The organism is Sorangium sp. So ce204, assembly GCF_051526795.1.
Taxonomy (GTDB): Bacteria; Myxococcota_A; Polyangia; order Polyangiales; family Polyangiaceae; genus Sorangium; species Sorangium cellulosum_B.
On the sequence record NZ_CP150317.1, the window covers coordinates 5609471 to 5630517 of the forward strand.

Here is a 21047-nt window from a genome sequence, read left to right on the forward strand (position 1 = left end):
GGGCCCCCACCGGCTGGGGGGGGCCCGACTTGTGCCGGAACCTCCCACTTGCGTTGACATCCTGGATACCCGGCCCGTACCTTTCGGTTCGAGCCGGGCACGCCCCGTGAATGAACCCCTGCACGGGGGAGCCAGTTCGACCGCTCCTCCAGCTACGGACGTTGGATGCGCCTCTTTAGCGGCAAAATTACTCCCCTCACAGAAGAACTCGTCCGCGCGCTCGTGGACAACCGCGATATCGAGTGCGAATCGAAGAAAGAGGTCGCGCTCGACGTCGAGTCGGTCTTCACGAGCTACCTGCACGCAGAGCGGGAAGCGACCGAGCGGGCGAAAGAGATCCTCCAGGCACGCGGACTGCCTCAGGGCGAGTTCAACCGGGTCAAGCGCCTGGCCGCGGAGCAGAAAGGAATCAAGACCGGCGAGGAAACCATGGATTATCTCCTCGACCAGCTGCTCGAGATGCTGATGCACTCGAACAACGTCGAGGAGGTGTTCGTCGAGGACCACGACCTGCGCCGCCGGATAAGGCCCATCCTTCGAAAGTACCTCGAGATGGACGAGGCGCTCGACACCGAGGTGCGCGGCAAGCTCCGCCACGTGCAGGAGGGCTCCCGCACCTGGGAAATCGAATACCAGCGGGTCATGGGCGAGATCCAGCGGCGCAAGGGGCTGCTGTAATCGCCGCCGCCAGGCAGGCGGGCTCTCCGCCGAGCAAGCGAACCGCCTGCGGCGTTTGCCGGTCCACGAGACGCCGTCCGCCCATGGCCTCGGTGCCCGATCCGCAGGGAGTTCGCCTGTAGGATAAGCGCGCACCACCTGCGACCATACCCGAGGCGGAGCGTTCCTTCTGCCAGATCGGGCTTCGTCGTGGTACCGGAGGACATCATGAGCTGGATTCCGAAGGTCGAGGCGAAGCGCCACTTCTGTCATAAATGCAAGAACGAGCTCATCTTCGAGGTGAAGCTCCAGCGCGCGGACACCTGTCCCCACTGCGGTGTCGACCTCCACTGCTGCAGGAACTGCGAGAACTGGGACCCGGCCGCGCACAACCAGTGCAAGGAGCACATCGCCGAGTACATCCCGGATCGGGAGAGAGCGAATTATTGTACTTTCTTCACGTTCAAGAACGGCGTACCGGAAGACAACTCGAAGCGCATCGCGGATTCTCGCTCCAAGCTCGACAACCTTTTCAAGAAGAAGTAGGCGCCCGCTGGGGGAGCACGCACATGTCCACGCCTCGCTACTTGATCACCGGCGGTGCCGGGTTCATCGGAAGCAACCTCGTCGCGGCGCTGACCGCCGCCGGCGAGCGGGTCCGCGTCCTCGATAACCTCGCGACCGGCCGATGGGAGAACCTCGACGGGCTCCCCCACCAGTCGCTGATCGAGCGCATCACGGGGGACATCCGGGACGCGGCGGCGGTCGCGACGGCGGCCAAGGGGGTCGAGGTCATCCTCCACCAGGCCGCGCTCGGCTCGGTCCCGCGCAGCGTCGAGTCGCCCATCGAGTCGAACGCCGTCAACGTCGGCGGCACGGTCACGGTGCTCGACGTGGCGCGCCGCCAGGGCGTGCGCCGGGTGCTCTTCGCCGCGTCGTCCAGCGCGTACGGCGAGACGCCCGTCCTCCCGAAGCACGAGGGCATGGAGCCGATGCCGCTGTCGCCCTACGCGGTCACGAAGCTCGCCTGCGAGCACTACATGAAGGTCTTCGCGGGCATCTACGGCATCGAGACCCTGAGCTTGCGTTACTTCAACGTCTTCGGGCCGAACCAGACGCCGGACGGCGCCTACGCTGCGGCGATCCCGCGGTTCGTCGACGCCGCCCTGCAGAGCCGGCCGATCCCGATCTTCGGCGACGGCGAGCAGACGCGCGACTTCTGCTTCATCGAGAACACCGTGCTCGCGAACCTCCTCGGCGCGACGTCGTCGAAGAAGTTCAAGGGTGAGGTCATCAACATCGCCGGCGGACGCAGGATCGGGCTGAATGAGCTCTGCAAGGAGATCTCGCGGGCCCTCGGGCGGGACGTCGCGGTCGAGCACCTCCCCGCCCGCGCCGGGGACATCCGCCACTCGCTCGCCGACATCTCGCGCGCGGCCGAGCTCATCGGGTACGAGCCCCGCGTGCGCTGGGAGGACGGCATCGTCCCCACGGTCACGTACCTGCGGACGCTCCGTGAGAAGGGCCCCGCGGCCGCGTCGGCCACGGTGACCTGTGGCAAGGTCCCGCTGCCCAAGGCCCAAGGGGCCTCGGACAGCGGACAAAAGGCGAGCTAGGTAGAGCGGGGGCGGCTCGTGCGGAGCATGACCGGCTTCGGGCTCGGTGACGCTTCGCTCACCGATGGGCGCGTCGTCGCCGAGATCCGCTCGGTGAACCAGCGCTTCCTCGACGTGCGCGCGCGGCTCCCGCGCGAGCTCGTCGATCTGACGATGTTCGCCGAGCAGGTGGCGCGCGAGCGCCTGCGGCGGGGGCGCATCGAGATCATCGTGCGCACCGAGGGCGCGGTGCTGGCCCCGAGCACGCTCGACAAATCGAAGGCGCGCGCGGCGTTCCGCGACCTGGCGGAGCTCCGCGACGAGCTCGCGCCGGGCGCCGACGTGCCGCTCTCGCTGCTCTGCGCCGTGCCGGACCTCTTCGCGCCCGCCGGCGGCCACGAGATCGCGGCCGTCCGCGCGGCGCTCAAGCTGGCCATCGAGCGCGCGATCGACGCGATGGAGGGCATGTGCCTGCGCGAAGGCGAGGCGCTCGCCAGCGACATGCGCGGGCGGGTGGCCACGTTGCGCGCGCTCGCGTCCGAGGTCGTCGCGCGCGCGGACGAGGCGCGCGAGGCGCTCAGGCGCCGCCTGCGCGAGCGGGTCGAGCGCCTGCTCCAGGGGGTCGAGGCCGGCTTCGAGGCGACGCGGATCGAGGCCGAGGTGATGCTGCTCGCCGAGCGCAGCGACATCACCGAGGAGGTCACCCGCCTCCGGAGCCACCTCGACCAGTTCGGCGGCGCGCTCGCGGCCCCGAGCGGCGACCCTTGCGGAAGGAGGCTCGACTTTCTGCTTCAGGAGATGGTACGCGAGGCGAACACGCTGGGCTCCAAGGCGCAGGACGCCGCCATCTCCCATCACGTCGTGGCGATGAAGGTGGAGCTCGAACGCCTGCGGGAGCAGGTCCAGAACATCGAGTGACAGGAGAGCATGTCGACCGAAGCACTCAGTGACGACTTCCTCCTCCTCATCGTGTCGTCCCCGTCCGGCGCGGGGAAGACGACGCTCTGCGGGAGGCTGCGCAGCGAGTTCCCCGACCTGCGCTTCTCGGTCTCCCACACGACCCGGCGCCCGCGCCCGAACGAGGTCGACGGCCGGGAGTACCACTTCGTCGACCCGAACACGTTCGAGCAGATGATCCGCATCGGCGCGTTCGCCGAGTGGGCCAGGGTGCACGATCACCTCTACGGCACGAGCCTGAAGGAGATCGAGATCGCCCGCGCCACCGCGCGCGGCGTGCTCTTCGACATCGACCACCAGGGCGCGCGGCAGATCAAGGCGAGCCTGCCCGAGGCGGTCGCCGTGTTCATCCTCCCCCCGTCGCTCGCCGAGCTCGAGCGGCGCCTGCGCGGGCGCGGCACCGAGGACGAGCCCACGACGCTCCGCCGCCTCCGCAACGCGAAGGGCGAGATCGAGCATTACGGCTTCTTCGACTACGTGATCGTGAACGACGAGATCAACCGCGCCTACGAGCAGCTGCGGTCGCTCGTCTTCGCCGAGCGGTGCCGCCGCCAGCGGCGCGCGGCCCTCTGCGAGCGGCTGCTCTCGGAGCGGAGGTTCGAGCGATGAGCGCGACGCGCGACGTGCTCGCGATCATCGGCGGCAGCGGCGTCTACGAGATGGGGTGGCTGGAGGACGTCGAGGAGGTCTCGGTCTCCACCCCCTTCGGGCTGCCGAGCGACGTGGTGCTGCGCGGGCAGGTCAAGGGCGGCGACGCGACGGTGCTCTTCCTGCCGCGCCACGGCCGCGGGCACCGCTTCTCGCCGTCGACGATCAACTACCGCGCGAACATCTGCGCGCTGAAGATGCTCGGCGCCACGCACGTGCTCAGCGTGAGCGCCGTCGGCTCCCTGCGCGAGGACATCGTGCCTGGCGACCTCGTCGTCGTCGACCAGTTCATCGATTTCACGAAGCGGCGGATCTCGACGTTCTTCGACGAGGGCCTCGTCGCCCATGTGCCGTTCGCCGATCCGGTGTGCCCGATCCTGGCGAGCGCCGTCCACGACGCGGCGCTCGCCACAGGCGCGCGCGTCCACCGCGGCGGCACCTATGTCTGCATCGAGGGCCCTCAGTTCTCGACGCGGGCCGAAAGCCGCATGTTCCGTATGTTCGGCGCGCATGTCATCGGGATGACCAACTTGCCCGAGGCGAAGCTCGCTCGCGAGGCGGAGCTCCCCTACGCCACGCTCGCGCTCACCACCGACTTCGATTGCTGGCACGTCAGCGAGGAGGCGGTGAGCGTCGAGGCGGTCATCGCCGTGCTCAACCGCAATATCGGGTATGCGCGGGACGTCGCGAAGTCCCTTGCCCGCAAGCTCCCCGACGTGTCGCAGAGCCCGGCCCGTAACGCGCTGGAGAAGTGCATCATGACCGCGACCGGCGCGTCATCGCCCGACGCAGAGGCGCGGCTCGAGTGGCTCATCGGCCCTCGGCGCAAGGCCGACTGAGCTGACCTCAGCACCCCTCGGAGCTGCACCTGCTCCTCCGCGCAGCGGGTCGGAGGGGGCGCGAGGGGGGGCGCGAGGGGAAAGGCGGGCTCTGCTGGCCTCGGGTGCTCCCGCGGCGCAGCGGCGCTGTCGCAGAAACGAAACGCGCGGCTAGCGGCTACGCACAAACCTGGCTAAGAGGCGTCCTGTGACGACCTCATCCGCGATCCTCATCATCGGCTCGATGGCGTTCGACGACCTCGAGCTCCCCTCCGGCAACGAAAGAGACGTCGTCGGTGGCTCGGCCACCTACTCGGCGTTCGCTGCCTCGTGCTTCGCTCCGGTGCGCACCGTGGCCGTGGTGGGCGATGATTTCCCCGAAGAGACCCTCGCGGCGATGCGATCCCGAGGGATCTCGATCGAGGGCGTCGAGCGCGCTCCAGGGAAGACGTTCCGCTGGGCCGGGCGCTACGACGTGGATCTCATCCATCGCACGACGCTGGACACGCAGCTCAACGTGTTCGCGTCGTTCGCGCCGAAGCTGCCGGAGACCTACCGCGACACGCCCTTCCTGCTGCTCGGCAACATCCATCCCGCGCTCCAGCTCGACGTCCTCGAGCAGGTCCGCGCGCCGCGCTTCGTCCTCGCCGACACGATGAATTTCTGGATCGAGGGGGAGCCGAAGGCGGTCGCGGCGATGCTGCGCCGCATCGACACGCTCGTGGTCAACGACGAGGAGGCGCGCCAGCTCTCGGGCAAGTACAACATCCGCCGCGCGGCGAAGGAGATCCTGTCCCGCGGTCCGCGCCGGCTGATCATCAAGCGTGGCGAGCACGGCGCGCTGCTCTTCGACGAGGAGGGCGTGTTCGCCGCGCCCGGCTTCCCGCTCGAGGACGTCATCGACCCCACGGGCGCCGGCGATGCCTTTGCCGGCGGGCTCATCGGTTACCTGGCGTGCCAGCCGGAGATCACGCCGCTCGCGCTCCGGCGCGGCATGCTCCATGCGACGGCGACGGCGTCGTTCTGCGTCGAAGCGGTCGGCACGCGGCGGATCGCGACGGTGACTCGAGCCGACATCGCGGCGCGACTGACCGAGATCCGGGCGCTGTACGAGTTCGGCGCAAGCACCATGTGAAGCCCGCCCGGGGGCGGCGCGGGCGCGGGCGCCTGCCGTGTGCGGTCGCTGTTCACCTTCCGGCGCATAGCCGTGCTAGACGACCGTCAAAGTGAACATGAACCTCACCACCCGTACATTCGCAGGCATTGCCTTGCTGGCCCCCCTCGTCTTCGGCTGCGCGGCCCGTACGGCGCCGTTCGACGAGATGGACAAGGCGCAGATCACGGTCCTCCGCCTCCAGGGGCAGGAGCTGGCCCCGACGCCCGTGGCGACGACCGGGGCCCCCACCCTCATCCCGGGCATCCCGCCCGAGCTGCAGCAGATGGGGCAGGCAGCCCTTCAGGGGCTGCAGCAGGCGCTGCCCGGGCTCATCCCGCCGAACCTCATCCCGGGGCAGACCGCCAGCACGCCCGTCCTGCCCGCGCAGCCGCGCTTCAAGAACTTCGTCATCCTCCAGCAGCGTCAGCTCACGACCAGCGACGCCGACGAGGAGCTCAAGGACCAGATCCTCGACGTCTTCGGCGACGAGGACAGCTTCACCGCGGACCGCGGCAACTGCTTCTATCCCGGCCTGGGCATCTCGATGGTGCGGCCGAACAACCCCACGCCGGTCGACCTGCTCGTCTCCTTCTCGTGCAACCAGGCCATGGGAGACGGCTTCCGCTGGCCTTACGCGACCAACGGCTTCTCGTCCGAGACCCACCAGAAGCTGAGCGAGATCTACCAGCAGCTCTGGGGACAGGCGGTCCCGCCCGGCGCGTGATCCCCTGCCGCGGCGAGGAGCTCCGCTGGTCTAATTTGTAATCAGTACCACATATCGTGACCGCAGGGTCCGGATGGCTAGACTTGATCGAGCTTCCGAGGTCCCCGCGTATCGGTCAGGAGCGCGCCGCACGACGTCATGAACCCCCAACCCCAGCTGTTGCCGGGAAAGGAGCTCGGGCACTACGAGCTCCTCCTGCCCATCGCGCAGGGGGGAATGGCCACGGTGTGGGCCGCGCGCCACAAGGGTCGTCGTGGCTTCCAGAAGACGGTCGCCATCAAGACGATGCTGCCGTCGCTCTCGGATGATCCCCAGTTCGAGAAGATGTTCCTCGAGGAGGCGCGGCTCGCCTCGGGGATCCATCACCCGAACGTCGCCGAGCTCCTCGACCTCGGCGAGCAGGACGACGTCCTCTACATCGTGATGGAGTGGGTCGACGGCGAGGCGCTGTCGGTCATCGCGAAGGCGGCGAGCAAGCGCGGCGTGGCCGTCCCGCTGCGCATCGCGCTCCGCGTCCTCGGCCGCGCTTGCCTCGGCTTGCACGCCGCGCACGAGCTCCGGGACCCGCAGAACGACGACCAGCTGCTCGGGCTCGTGCACCGCGACGTGTCACCCCAGAACATCCTCGTGACGTACGACGGCCACGTGAAGCTCGTGGACTTCGGGGTCGCCAAGGCCACCAACCGCACGCACAACGACACGACCGCGGGACAGATCAAGGGCAAGGTGCCGTACATGTCCCCGGAGCAGGCGCGAGGCGAGCGGGTCGACCGGCGCACCGACGTCTTCGCGATGGGGATCGTGCTCTACAAGTTGACGACGGGAGAGCACCCCTTCGCCGCAGAGAACGACCTCCTCACGCTCAGGTACATCACCTCGCGACCGGCGCTCTCGCCTCGCCTGAAGAACCCGGATTTCCCGCCCGAGCTGGACCAGGTGCTGATGAAGTGCCTGCAGAAGGAGCCGGAGCGGCGGTACCAGACGATGCTCGAGCTGGAGAGCGCCCTGGAGGCCGTGCTGGCCAGGGAGCCGACGGTGACGGACCACGACGTCGGGGCGTTCGTGCGCGGGCTCCTGGGAGAGCGCAACCAGCGCCGGCGCGCAGCGCTGCGCGACACGGTCCGCATGCTCGACGAGCGCGCCGCCCACCCGCCCGAGGCGATGCTCGTTCGCGACAGCATCAGCGAGCTCTTCTTCACGCAGCTCCCTCCTGGTCACCCGAACGCTCAGCTCCCCGCGCCCCGCCGGAGCACGCCCGCGCCCTCGCGACAGGCGCTGCCGTCGCTGCCATCCGAGTCGCGGATCCCGAGCTCGCCTGGCCAGGACACTCAGCTGGGCCCGATCGAGGTCCCGGCGGCGCGCCGCCGCTCGGGGACGCGGGTCGCAGCCGCTGCGCTCGCGCTCATCACGTTGCTGGGCGCCGGGGTGATGTGGCTCCGGCGGACCGCGCCGCAGCAGAGCACGTCCGAGGAGCTCACGGTGCACGCCCACGGCGCTGGCCCGGCGGCGACCGCGGCCACGACGGGCGCAGCGCCAAGGCCGGACGGCGCGCCCACGCTCCTGGCCGACCACGGCGGCGTGGATGCTCGGTCAGCCCCCGAGGCGAGCGACCCGGAGGGGCGCGGGGCGAGCGCTCCGGACCCGACGGCCAAAGGCGCAACGACCGCCGCGACGCCGAGCGCGACGGCTGCTGGATCGAGCGCCACGAGCGCGCGCAGAACAACCCCGGGCAAGCGTCCATCGACGAAGTGGGTACCGACCGTGACCAACCCCGGGTTCTGAGCGGCCGCAGGGCGCGGCAGCTCCGCGACGCGCTCCTCCTGGCAGCAAGCCTGGGCGTCGTAGGCGGCGCCCTGCTGTTGCGGCGGAGCCGAGCGTCCAGCGCCTCGCCAGCCCAGGCGCAGGCGAGCGCGTCCGCGGAGCCGTCGCCCCTGCCCAGGGGCGGTGAGCCCGAGCGCGCGGCGCTCGATCAGCACGAAGCGCAAGCGGGGTGCGGCTTTGCCGACCAAGGGTTCGGCGTCTATGAGCGATGGCGTCCGCTTCCGCTGGGAAGGCTCCTCGTCCCGCCGGCGCACGCGATTCGCTCGGATGGCGGCTACGATCTTCTGATCCACTTCCACGGCGCCGAGCCTGTCCGGAAGGTGCTGGCGCCCAGGGACATGGATCTGGTCATCGCCGGGGTCGACGTGGGGACCCGATCGAGCGACTACGCGCGCGCGCTCGAGGGCGGCACCTGGGACGCGCTGCTCCAGGCGATCGACCGCGAGGTCGAGAGCGCATCCGGGAGCGCGGGCGCGCACGTGCGCCGCCTGGTGCTGTCGTCCTGGAGCGCTGGGTCCGGCGCGATCGGCAGGATCGTCGAGCGCGGGAGCAGCCACCTGGATGCGCTGATCCTGCTCGACTCCCTCTATGGCTCCTACATGCCGGGGCAGACGTCGCTCGCGCAGGGGCAGCTCGCCCCGTACGTCGCGCTGGCCAACGCCGCCGCGCGCGGCGCGCCGGTCTTCTACCTGACGCACACCGAGGTCCCGACCAGCGGCTACGCGTCCACGAAAGAGGCGGCCACGTTCCTTCTTCGCGAGCTCGGAGCCACCCCCATCGCGGTGACCTCGAGCGGGGACGAGGCCCCCTCCGCCGCACCCGGCGCGCCGGGCGACCGCGCGGCGGAGGCAGGAGACGCGCTGCGGCTCACCCGGATGTACGACGGCGGCAGCCTCTACGTGCGCGGCTACGCCGGAACGGGCCCCGGGGAGCACTGCGCGCAGCTGCGGCTGCTCCCCGCGATTCTGACGGAGCACGTGCTCCCGGCCCTTCGCCGTTGAGGCGCCGCTGCTGCGAGGAAGCGCGCGGCGTCTTTTCGGTGAGAGAACGCGCCGACGCGCCGGCGCGCGCCCTGCGAACCGCCGCGGCTCAGTACGACTTCGCGAACACCACGCGCCGCGGGCTGGGCTTGCCGGTGAAGATGCACTGCCCTTCACCCGTCAGCGCGTCGGCCCACGGCGCCCCTTCGAACCCCCCGGTCGGGATGCAGCGGATGGTCACCTTGTGCGCATCCTTCACCGCCGTCTCGATCTCCGGATCGCCGGACCAGTGCGCCAGCGCGAACCCGCCTTGCGCCTCCTTGCCCCCGGTCGACGCGAAGAACGCGTCGAAATCTGCGCGGCTGTTGATCACGTGCGTGTTGCCGTCGCGCACGGCGAGCGCGCGCGCGTAGAGGGTCGCCTGGATGTCGCCAAGGATCTCGGTGATGCGGCCCACGAGCTCCCCGCGCGCCATGCTCGACTTGTCCTTCGGCGAGCGGTCCCTGCGCATCACCATGGCCACGCCGGCGTCGACGTCGCGCGGCCCGATCTCGATGCGCAGGGGGACGCCCTTCTTCACCCACTCCCACTGCTTGTCGCCGCCGCGGATGTCCCGCCGATCGATCTCGACCTCGACGCGGCGCTCGCCGAAGCGCTGCGCCCGGAGCTCCTTCGCGAGCCCGTCGATGTACTCGTCGATCTTGGCGCGCGTGTCGTCGCCCCGGTAAACGGGCAGGATCACGGCGTGCGCGGGCGCGAGGCGCGGCGGGAGCACCAGGCCGTCGTCGTCGCTGTGGGTCATGATCAGCCCGCCGACGAGGCGCGTCGATACGCCCCAGGACGTCGTCCAGGCGTGCTCTTCGGTCTCCTCCTTGGTCTGGAACTTGATGCCGCTCGCCTTCGCGAAGTTCTGCCCCAGGAAGTGGCTCGTCCCGGCCTGCAGGGCCTTCCGATCCTGCATCATCGCCTCGATCGCATAGGTGTCGACCGCCCCGGGGAAGCGCTCGCTCGCCGTCTTCGGCCCCTCGAGGACGGGCATCGCCATGAAGTCGCGCGCAAACGTCGCGTAGACCCCGAGCATGCGCAGCGTCTCCTCGCGCGCCTCGGCCTCGCTGGCGTGCGCCGTGTGCCCCTCCTGCCACAGGAACTCCGCCGTCCGCAGGAACAGGCGCGTCCGGAGCTCCCAGCGCACGACGTTCGCCCACTGGTTGATCAACAAGGGGAGATCCCGGTAGCTCTGCACCCAGCTCGCGAACGCCGCGCCGATGATCGTCTCGGACGTGGGGCGCACGATGAGCGGCTCCTCCAGCCGGGCCTGAGGGTCGGGAATGAGCCCGCCGCCAGGGCCGGGGACGAGCCGGTGGTGGGTGACCACGGCGCACTCCTTCGCGAACCCCTCGACGTGCTCGGCTTCCTTCTCGAGGAATGACTTCGGGATGAACAGCGGGAAGTAGGCGTTCTTGTGCCCGGTCGCCTTGAACATGCTGTCGAGCTCGCGCTGGATGTTCTCCCAGATCGCGTAGCCCCACGGCTTGATGACCATGCAGCCGCGGACCGGGGAGCTCTCCGCGAGGTCGGCCGCGCGCACGACCTGCTGGTACCACTCCGGGTAGTCCTCGTTGCGGGTGGGCGTAATGGCGGTCTTCGGCGCTTCGTTCTTGGCCACGGTCTCTGCTCTCCTCGATGGGCGGCTTGGCCGGCGGCCTTCGACCGGGCCGCCTTCGTCCCGCTGCGGACGGTCGGCTGGCGCCGGCCCCGCTCCGGGCTGAGCGCGCGACGTATCAGGAGCGCGGCAGGGTGTCGAGCGCAGCGGTCCCAGCGCCGGAGCCGCGCCGCCCTCCCGCTGGCTGGAGCGATGCCGCTCGCCCCACCGGCCGCCGCGCGCCAGGCTGCCTTCGCGGCGGCGCGCCGTCGTGGTACGCGCAGGAGAACGACGTGAACTACGTCATCCTCACGCACGGCGGGGTGACCGCGCCGCAGAGCGGCTCGGAGAGCTGCGCCAGGGCCGCCGACGAGGCGCGCCGCGCGCTCGATGAGGGCGGAGAGGCGCTCGCGGCGGCGATCGGAGCGACCGTGCGCCTCGAGGACGACCCACGCTTCAACGCCGGGACGGGCTCGAACCTCCGCCTCGACGGGCGGACGGTCGAGATGGATGCGGCCGTGATGGCCAGCGACGGACGGTTCGGCGCAGTGGCGTGCATCGAGCGGGTGAAGAACCCCGTCCTGGTCGCCGCGAAGGTGATGGAGACGCCGCACCTGCTCCTCGCCGGCGCCGGCGCGACGGCGTTCGCTCGCCGGCTGGGGTTCGCCGACCATGATCCTGTCACCGAGGAGGCGCGCCGGAAGCACGCCCGCGCCCTCGCCGCGCTGCGCGGCGAGGGTGGAGACGACGAGACAACGAACGACGCGGCGCGCTTCCGTGCGCTCACGGCGACGCGGTTCTGGAACTTCGACGCCGAGCCGATCGAGTGCGACACCGTCGGGGCCGTCGTGCGCGACACGCACGGCCGGTTCGCCGCCGCGGCGTCGACGGGCGGGTCGACCTACTCGCTCCGTGGCCGCGTCGGTGACGTGCCGCTCCTCGGCGCGGGGATCTACGCTGGCCCGCACGGCGCCGTGGCGGCGACCGGCGTCGGCGAGGAGATCGCGCGCCGCTTCCTCGCGCGGACCGTCTATGACTGGCTCGCCGATGGCGTCGCGCCCGCGCGCGCCGCGCAGCGCGGCGTCGCGATGTTCCCCGACGTGCTCGCCGTCGGCGTGCTCGTGGCGGGGCGGAGCGGCCAGGCAATCGCCTCGAACCGCGCCATGGCAAGCGCGCAGCTCGTGGGCTGAGGAGCAGCAGACGACGATGCAGAGTGGAGACCCTGATGCGATCGTGGTGGGCGCGGGACCGAACGGCCTCACGGCGGCGGCGTACCTCGCCCGCGCGGGCTTCTCGGTGCTCGTGCTGGAGGCCGAGCGAGAGCCGGGCGGCGCGGTCCGCACGCGCGAGGTGACGCTCCCCGGGTTCCGCCACGATCTCGGCGCGGCGTTCTTCCCCTTCGGGCAGACGAGCCCCGCGCTGGTGCCGCTCGATCTGCCCGGGGCCGGCCTCGTGTGGCGGCACGCGCCGATCGACAGCGCTCACCCGGCGCCCGACGGGACGTGCGCCTCGATCGCGCGGGACGTCGAGGCGACGGCGCGGTCGCTCGGCGAAGATGGCCCCGCGTGGCGCCGGATCGCGGGGTGGCACGCGGCCACCCGCGAGCGGCTGCTGAACGCGCTCCTGTCCACGCCGCCCGCCCTCGGGCCGCTGCTCCGGCTCGGGCCCCTCAACCTGCTCCGCCTCGCGCAGGTGGCCCTCTCGAGCGGACGTGGCTTCGCGACGCGCACCTTCCGGACAGAGGCGGCCCGGCGCGTCGTCCCCGGGCTCGCGCTCCACACCGACGTGGGTCCGGACGATCCCTGCGGAGCGATCGTCGGCTTCATGCTCACCGTGCTCGCCTCGAGCGGCGGCTTCGCGGTGCCCGAGGGCGGCGCCGGCTCGATCACGAGCGCCTTGCTCAGGCGCGTCGAGGAGCGCGGGGGCGCCCTCCGCTGCGGCGCCCGCGTCGACCAGATCATCGCCAGGGAGGGACGGGCGGTCGCGGTCCGGCTCGAGGACGGACAGGAGCTCCGCGCCCGCCGCGCGATCGTCGCCGACCTCGCCGCGCCGACGCTCTACCTCCGCCTGCTCGCGTCAGAGCTGGTTCCCGAGCGGGTGCAGCGCGCCATGCGCCGGTTCCGCCAGGGGTTCGGCACCTTCAAGATGGACTGGGCGCTCGACGGTCCGACGCCGTGGTCCCACGAGGATCCCGCGCGCGCGGCGGTCGTGCACGCGGGCGACAGCCTCGACGACCTCTCGGCCTTCACGCGGCAGGTGCGCGCCGGGGCGCTCCCCGAGCACCCCTATCTCGTGATCGGGCAGCAGTCGCTGGTCGATCCGACGCGCGCGCCGGCCGGCCGCCACACCCTGTGGGCCTACTCCCGCGTCCCCTCCTCCATCGAGGGCGGCTGGGCGGGCTCGCGCGAGCGCTTCGCCGATCGCATCGAGGCGCGGATCGAGGAGCTCGCCCCTGGCTTCCGGCAGAGGATCATCGCCCGGACGATCTGGGCGCCGGACGATCTCGAGGCGATGGATGCAAACCTCATCGGCGGCGATCTCGGCGGAGGCTCGGCCGACATCCGGCACCAGCTCATCTTCCGGCCGGTGTTCCCCTATTTCCGCTACCGCACGCCCGTCCGCGGCCTGTATCTGGGCTCGTCCTATGCGCACCCAGGCGCCGGGGTCCACGGCGCGTGCGGGCACAACGCGGCGCTGGCGGTGCTGGAGGACGAAGGCTAGCGCGCCTCGCTACTTCGACCGCGACGGCGGGCCGTCCCGGTAGTCGGAGCGCTTCAGGCCGTGGCTCGCGATCTTCTCCTGGAGCGTGCGCAGCGGCATCCTGAGGCGCCGAGCGGCCATCGCCAGGTTGCCGTTGGTGCCGCGGAGGGCATCGAGGATGATCTCCGTCTCCAGACGGTCCATCTGCGCCTTGAGCCCGATCGTCGGCGCGGAGCTGGGCGGCCCTGCGAGCTCGACGGGGGTCCGATCGGGCGGCGGCGTCGAGCGCTTGGGCGTCGAGAGCGAGTGGATGCTCTCCGGCAGGTCGAGCGGGGTGATGACATGCCCCCGCGCGATGACCACGGCGCGCTCGATGGCGCTGCGCAGCTCGCGTACGTTGCCCGGCCAGGGGTACTGCTCCAGGAGCGCGAGCGTCTCCGGATCGAGCGAGCGCACGTTCCTGCGGTGCACCTCGCTCGCCTGCCGGAGGAAGCGCTGCGCCAGCGGTCCGATGTCCTCCCGCCGCTCGCAGAGCGGCGGGATGCGCAGCGGCGCCGCGTTGAGCCGGTAGAGCAGATCCGAACGGAACGTGCCCGCCTCGCACATCGCCTCGAGATCGCGGTACGTGGTCGCGACGATCCGCACGTCCACCTCGATCTCCTTGGTCGAGCCGACGCGGACCATGCGACCGGTGTCGAGGACGTGCAGCAGCGCGGCCTGGCAGGAGGGCGGGAGGTCGCCGACCTCATCGAGCACCACGGTGCCGCCCGCGCACGTCTCAAAGACGCCCTCTTGCGCGTGGACCGCGCCGGGGAAGGCGTCGGCCTCGTGGCCGAAGAGCGTGCTCTCGAGGAGCTGGGCGGGCACGCCGCTGCATCCGACGCGGATCATCTGCATCTTGTGGCGGGGGCCAGCCTCGTGGATCAGCCGCGCGAGCACGTCCTTGCCGGTCCCCGTCTCGCCCTGGAGCAGCACGGGCGCGGACGAGCGCGCGAGGCGCATCGCGGTCTCGAGCACCGGGCGCATCGCGGGGCTGCGCATCACGAGCCCCTCGTCTCCGACCGTGCGCAGCCCGCCCACCGGCGTGGGTCCGCCCACCAGGTTCTCGATGCTCGGCATCTTTCTCCGCTCCGAGGCGCCACGACGCCCGTCGAGCGCGTCAAGGTTCAGCACCGGCAGCTCGGCGCTCGCGATCACGCGCAGCGACGCCGTGATCTCCCCGAGCATCACCTCGTCGCCGGGCTTCAAGACGCCGTGCTCGACGCGCTGCCCGCTCAGGAAGGTGCCGTTCGTGGAGCCGAGATCCTGGATGAGCACGTCGCCGCGCTGGAACGTGAAGCGCGCGTGGCGTCGCGACAGGCTGCGCTCGGGGATCGCGACGTCGGCGCTCGGATCGCGGCCGATGACGACGCCGACCCCCTCGATCAGCCGCACCGTCTCGGCGCCTTGCCGGTGGTAGATGATGAGCAGCACGTGCGGCTGCGTCCCGCGATCGCGGCTCAGCTGCGTCAACGCATCACGGACCTGCGACATGGCGATCGGGTCCGTCACGCCCAGCTGCGACTCGACCTGGACCTCCTGTGCTCCGAGGTCGTCGTGCAGCATGGATGGCCGTGCGACCTTGGGCTCCACAGGCAAGTCGACGCCAGCGAGGCCTTCCTCGGACGCGCCCGGCTCGCGGACGTCCGGCGAAGACAGACTCGTCGGAGCGGCCGGACGCGAGTGATTCATGCGTTCTCTCTCATGCGTGCCCGAGGAGCCTCCGGCTCCAAATGTTGGCCCGCGAGCCCTGCTCGCGCTCGTCCCGTTATCCTATGACCATAAGCCAGAGGCTGCCCGGCGCGCAAGGCGCGAGCAGCACTTCGTCGGCGCTGCGGCGGCAAGCTTTGTTCTCTCTGCTTCCTTTGCTTCCTCTGCTCCCTCTACTTCCTCCACTTCCTCTACATCCCAGTTCTTTCTCTTTCGTTTCTGCAGTGTAGCCCTCGGACGCATCCTCCGCAGGTTGCCTCAGCGCTCCGCTCAGATCTGGCGCACAACGCGCTCGCCAGAGGCGAGTGATCGCGCGGATGGCTCCTCGGCGCTGCAGTGGGCGCTGAAGCGAGAGCACGGGAGGTCCTCGAGCGATGGGAGCTCCGCATAGCCGCGAGGACCGGCGATCTCGTTGAAGCAGCGCCCGAGCCAGCCCGGAATGACGAGCGCATAGGTGCGCGCAAGCCGTCGAGGATCGTCCAGTGTGCGCAGCATCGCAAGGTAGGTGACTTCTCCATAGGTCGCCTTGAAGGCAGCCGCCTGCTCAGGGCGCGCCAACCAGCTCATGACGCCGGCGCGATCCGCCTCTGGGTGGAACTGGACCGCCTCGACGCCGGGCGCGACCTGCAACCCGAGGATCGCCCGCCCCTTGGAGATGCCGTCACGGCTCTCACGCGCGAGGAGCTGGCCGCCGAGGGAGCTCAGCTGGCGCTCGTCGAGGTTCACCGCCTCCCAGTTGCGGTGCTCGAACGCGAAGAGCCGGTCCCCAAACGGCGCCAGCAGCGGGTGTTGCTGGCCGACGGGGGTCGTGTAGATCGGCATGACGCCGAACTTGCGATCGGCGCGCGGCACGACGTCGGCCAGCTTGTAGTGATGGACGACGAGCTCGAACGAGTAGCAGATCGCGAAGAGCGCACGCCGGTGCGCGCCCCCCTGGATCGCCGACTCGACGACGCCGTCCACGAAGCGCGCAAAATCCCGCGTCCAGGGCTCGCCCTCCCCATCCAAGGGAGAGCCGGGCCCCCCCGACGCGAGGTACAGATCGCAGTCCGTAGGGATGGGTGCGTTGGTGTCTCTGGGAGACACCTCGACGACCTCGCAGGATAGGCCCGGATTGCGCGCCTGAACGCGTTCGAAGAACCCCGCGGCGAGCCCGCGCAGACAGCGCATCGCCTGGTTCACGTGGCCATTGTTCATGTCCACGATGCACAACCGCAGCGGCCGGCCGTTCACGACGGTAGCTTGCCGGCCGGGAGTAGGTGGATGTGGATTCGAGCTCATCGGAAGGTGACAGTTCTTAGACGTAAACCCCCGCGTTTTTTACCCATACCACCCCGCTGACCTCGCGAAAAGAATGGTTTTCTCTGGCACGCCCGTTACGCCCGTTACGCCCGCTACGCCGGTTACACCCGTTACGCCGACTGTTCCGGCTACTTCGACTTCGTCGGCTGATCCCTTTACGTTCACGTCGACCGCATCCGTCACATCCGTCATGTCTGTCGCATCCGTTGCGCCTGTCATGTCCATCACACCAGTTATGTCCATTACAGCGCTTACATCCACTTCAGTTACGTCCGCTACGTCCACTGCATCGATGACGCAGCGGCCGATTCGTCACCTCCTGGAGGAGACCAAAACTCCTTCCTCTGCCCCGCGTTCATGGGAATCCTGTGCGTGATGAACAAACGGAATGGTTCGACCCGTGATCCTCTGACCCGCCGCCATGTGCTGACCGGGCTCGGCGCTGCGCTCGGCGCCTCGGCCTTCGGATGCAGCACCCCGGAGGGAGCGATGGTGCTCGGCAACGCCCCGCCGAGCACGGGCAGCGCGGACGAGAGCGACGGAGCCGGCGGTGCGGGCGGCTCAGGAGGAGCACTCGGCTCAGGACAGCCGGAAGGTGGCGAGGCCGGCGGCGCTCCGGATCGCTGCGCGGAGACGGGAGGTCTGAGCCCGGCGGAGCTGCTGGCGCCCATCAACACCATCGTCGTTCTCTGCATGGAGAACCGCTCCTTCGACCACTATCTCGGCTCGCTGCTGCTGAAAGAGGGCCGGCAGATCGACGGTCTGACAGGCACAGAGTCGAACCGAGCGCTCGATGGGACGCGGATCTCGCCCTTCCAGCTCGACGACTTCACGCCCGCCGACCCGCCGCACAGCTGGGACGCCGCCCACACGCAGTGGAATCAAGGGATGAACGACGGGTTCGTCATCGCGCACGCAGGGCCGCACCAGCGCGACGTCATGGGCTATCACGTGCGGGAGCATCTGCCGGTCCTCTACGCGCTCGCCGACGCGTCGGCGATCTGCGAGCGCTGGTTCTCCTCGGTGCTCGGCCCGACCTGGCCGAACCGGCTCTTCCTGCACGGCGCCACGTCGAGGGGCGTCTCGAGGAACGTGCCGGTCACCGGCTTCACGAGCGTGTTCGAGCTGCTGAGCGACGCAGGGATCTCGAGCAGGAACTACTTCCACGACGTCCCGTGGTGCTCGGGTGCGTACTTCAAATTCAAGGGCGTCTCCGGGATCGAGCGCTTCTTCGAGGACGCGGCCGCGGGGATCCTGCCCTCGTTCACCGTCATCGATCCCCAGTTCTTCGGCGCCACCGCGAACGACGACCACCCGGACCACGACGTGCAGCTCGGGCAGGTGCTCATCGCCAGCATCTACAACGCGCTGGCGAAGAGCCCCCAGTGGGGCCAGTGCCTCCTCGTGATCACCTACGACGAGCACGGGGGCTTCTTCGACCACGTCGCGCCGCCGACGACGACGGACGACGATCCCCTGTTCACCCAGCTCGGGTTCCGGGTGCCGTCGATCGTCGCGGGCCCGTTCGTCCGGAGGGGCTGCGCGGTGAGCACCGTGCTCGACCACGCGTCGGTGATCCGCACGCTGGAAGCGCGCTTCGATCTCCCCTCGCTGAACGCGCGCTCCGCCGGCGCGAACGATCTCTCGTGCTGCATCGATCCGGCGCTCCTCCGCGATCCTCAGGAGCCGATCCTGCTGCCCGAGATGGACATCTCCCTGTCGCGGCTGCGCTCGCGCACCGAGCCCGGGATCTCGCAGCCGGAGCTGTGGGAGGCCGCGGAGCGCGGGCTCATCCCGCGGCACCTCGATCGCCGGGACGACGGTCCAGCCATCGCCCGGCGGGTGCTGGCGCACGCGGAGCGGCTCGGCACGGCGAGGCTCAGGGACTGAGGCGCCGGCCAGCCGGCGCCGAGGTCGCCCGGGGGCGGGAGGTCTGATAGAAGCGCCGCCGTGCCGCCCGATCTCCATCCGCCCGCCGCCATCCAGGCAGGGACCACGCCGGCGAGCGCAGCCCCGGGCGCGCCCCCGGCGACCAGCGCAGGCTCGCCGGCGGCCGGGCAGGAGAAGGCGACCAGCGCGGCGCGCTCGTCGGCGATGGTCACCGCCGGGATCATCCTCTCGCGGCTCGTCGGGCTGCTCCGCCAGCGGGTGACGGCGCACTTCTTCGGGACATCCGAGCTCGCCGACGTGCTCGCCGCGGCGTTCCGCGCGGGCAACATCACCCAGAACCTGCTTGGCGAAGGGACGCTCTCCGCGACCTTCATCCCCGTCTACGCGCGCCTCCGCGCGGCAGGCGACGCGCGGCGCGCGGCGCACTTCGCGCTCGCCGCCCTCGGGATCCTGCTCGTCGCCGCCGCGGCCGCGTCGCTCACCGGCGTGCTCGCGGCGCCGTGGCTGTCCTTCCTGGTCGCGGCGGGCTTCGACGACGACAAGCTCGCCAGCACGACCCGGATCGTCCGGATCATCTTCCCGATGACCGGCCTGCTCGTGCTGTCCGCGTGGGGGCTCGGCGTGCTCAACGCGCACCGGCGGTTCTTCCTCCCGTACGCCGCGCCCGTCGCGTGGAGCGCCGCCCAGATCGCGGGGCTGCTCGCCTGCGGCGCGTGGCTCGGCATGCGCGGGGAGCCGCTCGCCGAGGCGCTCGCATGGAGCGCGCTCGCGGGTGCGGCGCTGCAGCTCTCGCTGTTGCTCCCCACGGCGCGCTCGCTGCTCGGCGGGCTCAGGCCGCGCCTCGACGCGCGCGACCCGAGCGTCCGAGAGGCCGGCAGCAAGCTGCCCGCCGCGCTGCTCGGCCGCGGGATCATCCAGGTGTCCGGGCTCGTCGACACGCTCCTCGTGAGCTTCCTCGGCGCCGGCGCGAACGCGGCCTTCAGCTACGCGCAGACGGTCTACCTCCTGCCGATGAGCGTCCTCGGCGTCGGCGAGGCCGCGGTCGCGCTGCCCGAGATGGCGCGCGACACGGCCGGAGCCGACGTCGCGCGGCGCAACGAGGCGCTGTCGCGCCGACTCGGGGCGTCGCTCGCGCGGATCACGGTGCTGACCGTGCCGGCCGCGGCCGTGTTCATGGTGCTCGGGCGGGAGCTCATCACGCTGCTGCTGCAGACCGGGACGTTCGACCAGGCCTCGACGGCGCGGGTCGAGCCGCTCGTGTGCGCCTACGGGCTCGCGCTGCTCGGGAACGCCGCCGGGCGCGTGCTGATCACCACGTCGTTCGCCCTGGGGGACACGAGGACCCCGGCCCGCTACGCGCTCTATCGCGTGGTCGTCAGCACCGCCGTCGCGCTCCTCCTGATGCAGTGGCTCGACGTGCTCGGCGTGGTGCTCGGCGCCGTCATCGCGGGATGGGTCGAGGCGATCGCCCTCGGGCGCCGCCTGCGGCGCGAGATCGGCGGGCTCGGGCTGGATCAGATCCGGATCGGCCGCGTGGCCTTGCTCGCGGCGATATCGGTCGGCTGCGGCGCCGCGTTGAAGGCGGCGCTGCCCGAGGCGGTGGCCGCGGCGCCGTGGGGTGCCGCGCTCATCCTCGCTGCGTGCGGCGGCGCCTTCGCCGTCGCGGCGCCGGCGCTCGGGCTCTTCAGCCTGAAGTCCCTCCTCCGCCGGAGGTGATCATGGGCGGCGCCGCGCGCGCACGGCCCTCCGCATGCGCACGGTGCCACGCGACGTAGCGCTCGACGAACGCGCGCTGCACGGGGCGCAGCGCGACGCGCGGGCGCCGTCGCTCGATCAGGGCGAGCGCCTCGCCCACCTCGATGCCGCCGCGGGTGGCGAGGTAGCAGAGCGCGAGCGTGACGCTCCTGCCCACGCCGCTCGCGCAATGGACGTGGACACGGTGGCCAGCGACGATATGCCGCTCGAGGAACGCCACGCCGCGCGCGGCCTCCTCGAGCGTGGGAGCGCACATGTCCCAGCAGGGGATGCGCAGGTACTCGACCCCCGCCGCGCGCAGCGCGAGCACCGGATCGTACAGCTCGCGCGACACGTTGAGCACGGCGCGGACGCCGAGGCGACGGAGCTCGACCACGTCGCCTGGAAGAAGGAACCCCCCGATCAGGAGGTTCGGGCTCACCCACGTGCGCCACGGCTGCCGGGGCCGGAGCGACGCGGAGGCGCGGCGCAACGCCAGGAATGCATAGAAAACGAGGGCATACGGCGCGAGCAGGAGGAACACCAGCGCAGGGCGAAGGCGCACGCGCACCTCATGGCGTCGACGCCCGCGTCGCGCCAGCGGCCGGGCGGCACGCGGGCCGATGACGCGCGCCCACGACACGCGCCCCGAGCGCACCGACGATGCGCGGGCG

18 protein-coding genes are annotated in these 21047 nt (G+C 70.8%); 14 read left to right on the forward strand and 4 right to left on the reverse strand.

The window, feature by feature from the left end:
• Positions 1-165: 165 nt before the first annotated feature.
• From WMF22_RS20825 to WMF22_RS20870, 10 genes are all read left to right on the forward strand, one after another.
• On the forward strand, positions 166-678 hold the full coding sequence (locus tag WMF22_RS20825) for a DUF507 family protein (protein ID WP_012236388.1): 513 nt from the start codon (positions 166-168) through the stop codon (positions 676-678).
• Positions 679-885: 207 nt separating this feature from the next.
• Positions 886-1203 (forward strand): hypothetical protein, encoded by a 318-nt coding sequence (locus WMF22_RS20830; RefSeq protein WP_012236389.1) that lies wholly within the window; start codon positions 886-888, stop codon positions 1201-1203.
• 23 nt (positions 1204-1226) lie between these two features.
• Positions 1227-2273 (forward strand): SDR family oxidoreductase, encoded by a 1047-nt coding sequence (locus WMF22_RS20835; protein WP_437300792.1) that lies wholly within the window; start codon positions 1227-1229, stop codon positions 2271-2273.
• Between the two features lie 27 nt (positions 2274-2300).
• The gene (locus WMF22_RS20840; protein WP_437301583.1) at positions 2301-3170 is read left to right on the forward strand and encodes a YicC/YloC family endoribonuclease; all 870 of its coding nucleotides are present in this window, start codon (positions 2301-2303) and stop codon (positions 3168-3170) included.
• A 9-nt stretch (positions 3171-3179) separates the two neighbouring features.
• A complete protein-coding gene (gene gmk, locus WMF22_RS20845; RefSeq protein WP_012236392.1) occupies positions 3180-3818 on the forward strand; it encodes a guanylate kinase in 639 nt (212 codons plus the stop codon).
• A complete protein-coding gene (gene mtnP, locus WMF22_RS20850; RefSeq protein WP_438036795.1) occupies positions 3815-4696 on the forward strand; it encodes an S-methyl-5'-thioadenosine phosphorylase in 882 nt (293 codons plus the stop codon). The genes gmk and mtnP overlap by 4 nt, the downstream gene beginning before the upstream one ends.
• Positions 4697-4883: 187 nt before the next feature.
• Complete coding sequence (locus WMF22_RS20855) at positions 4884-5810, forward strand: PfkB family carbohydrate kinase (RefSeq protein ID WP_437300794.1); 927 nt, start codon at positions 4884-4886, stop codon at positions 5808-5810.
• A 133-nt stretch (positions 5811-5943) separates the two neighbouring features.
• On the forward strand, positions 5944-6555 hold the full coding sequence (locus tag WMF22_RS20860; protein ID WP_438036796.1) for a hypothetical protein: 612 nt from the start codon (positions 5944-5946) through the stop codon (positions 6553-6555).
• Positions 6556-6693: 138 nt separating this feature from the next.
• Positions 6694-8337, forward strand: a complete 1644-nt coding sequence (locus tag WMF22_RS20865) for a serine/threonine-protein kinase (protein WP_438036797.1) — start codon at positions 6694-6696, stop codon at positions 8335-8337.
• A 77-nt stretch (positions 8338-8414) separates the two neighbouring features.
• Complete coding sequence (locus tag WMF22_RS20870; RefSeq protein WP_437300797.1) at positions 8415-9377, forward strand: hypothetical protein; 963 nt, start codon at positions 8415-8417, stop codon at positions 9375-9377.
• A gap of 88 nt (positions 9378-9465) precedes the next feature.
• Here the strand turns inward: WMF22_RS20870 and proS are convergent, their stop codons facing one another.
• A complete protein-coding gene (proS, locus tag WMF22_RS20875; RefSeq protein WP_437300798.1) occupies positions 9466-11022 on the reverse strand; it encodes a proline--tRNA ligase in 1557 nt (518 codons plus the stop codon).
• 269 nt (positions 11023-11291) lie between these two features.
• Between proS and WMF22_RS20880 the strand changes: the two genes are divergently transcribed.
• Positions 11292-12188 carry an isoaspartyl peptidase/L-asparaginase gene (locus WMF22_RS20880; protein WP_437300799.1) on the forward strand — a complete coding sequence of 299 codons (897 nt, stop codon included), beginning with the start codon at positions 11292-11294 and terminating at the stop codon, positions 12186-12188.
• 16 nt (positions 12189-12204) lie between these two features.
• Positions 12205-13719, forward strand: coding sequence for a phytoene desaturase family protein (locus WMF22_RS20885; RefSeq protein ID WP_437300800.1), 1515 nt, complete (start codon positions 12205-12207; stop codon positions 13717-13719).
• 9 nt (positions 13720-13728) lie between these two features.
• Here WMF22_RS20885 and WMF22_RS20890 read toward each other — a convergent pair whose 3' ends face one another.
• Both WMF22_RS20890 and WMF22_RS20895 read right to left on the reverse strand, forming a co-directional pair.
• Positions 13729-15303, reverse strand: a complete 1575-nt coding sequence (locus WMF22_RS20890; RefSeq protein ID WP_438036798.1) for a sigma 54-interacting transcriptional regulator — start codon at positions 15301-15303, stop codon at positions 13729-13731.
• Positions 15304-15717: 414 nt separating this feature from the next.
• A complete protein-coding gene (locus WMF22_RS20895; RefSeq protein WP_438036799.1) occupies positions 15718-16728 on the reverse strand; it encodes a hypothetical protein in 1011 nt (336 codons plus the stop codon).
• 396 nt (positions 16729-17124) lie between these two features.
• Between WMF22_RS20895 and WMF22_RS20900 the strand changes: the two genes are divergently transcribed.
• Positions 17125-18639 (forward strand): alkaline phosphatase family protein, encoded by a 1515-nt coding sequence (locus WMF22_RS20900; protein ID WP_438036800.1) that lies wholly within the window; start codon positions 17125-17127, stop codon positions 18637-18639.
• A gap of 60 nt (positions 18640-18699) precedes the next feature.
• Positions 18700-20355, forward strand: coding sequence for a murein biosynthesis integral membrane protein MurJ (gene murJ / locus WMF22_RS20905; RefSeq protein ID WP_437300804.1), 1656 nt, complete (start codon positions 18700-18702; stop codon positions 20353-20355).
• On the opposite strand, the gene WMF22_RS20910 is transcribed toward murJ, so the two are convergent.
• A complete protein-coding gene (locus WMF22_RS20910) occupies positions 20324-20938 on the reverse strand; it encodes a protein-tyrosine phosphatase family protein (protein ID WP_438036801.1) in 615 nt (204 codons plus the stop codon). The genes murJ and WMF22_RS20910 overlap by 32 nt on opposite strands.
• Between the last annotated feature and the right edge of the window lie 109 nt (positions 20939-21047).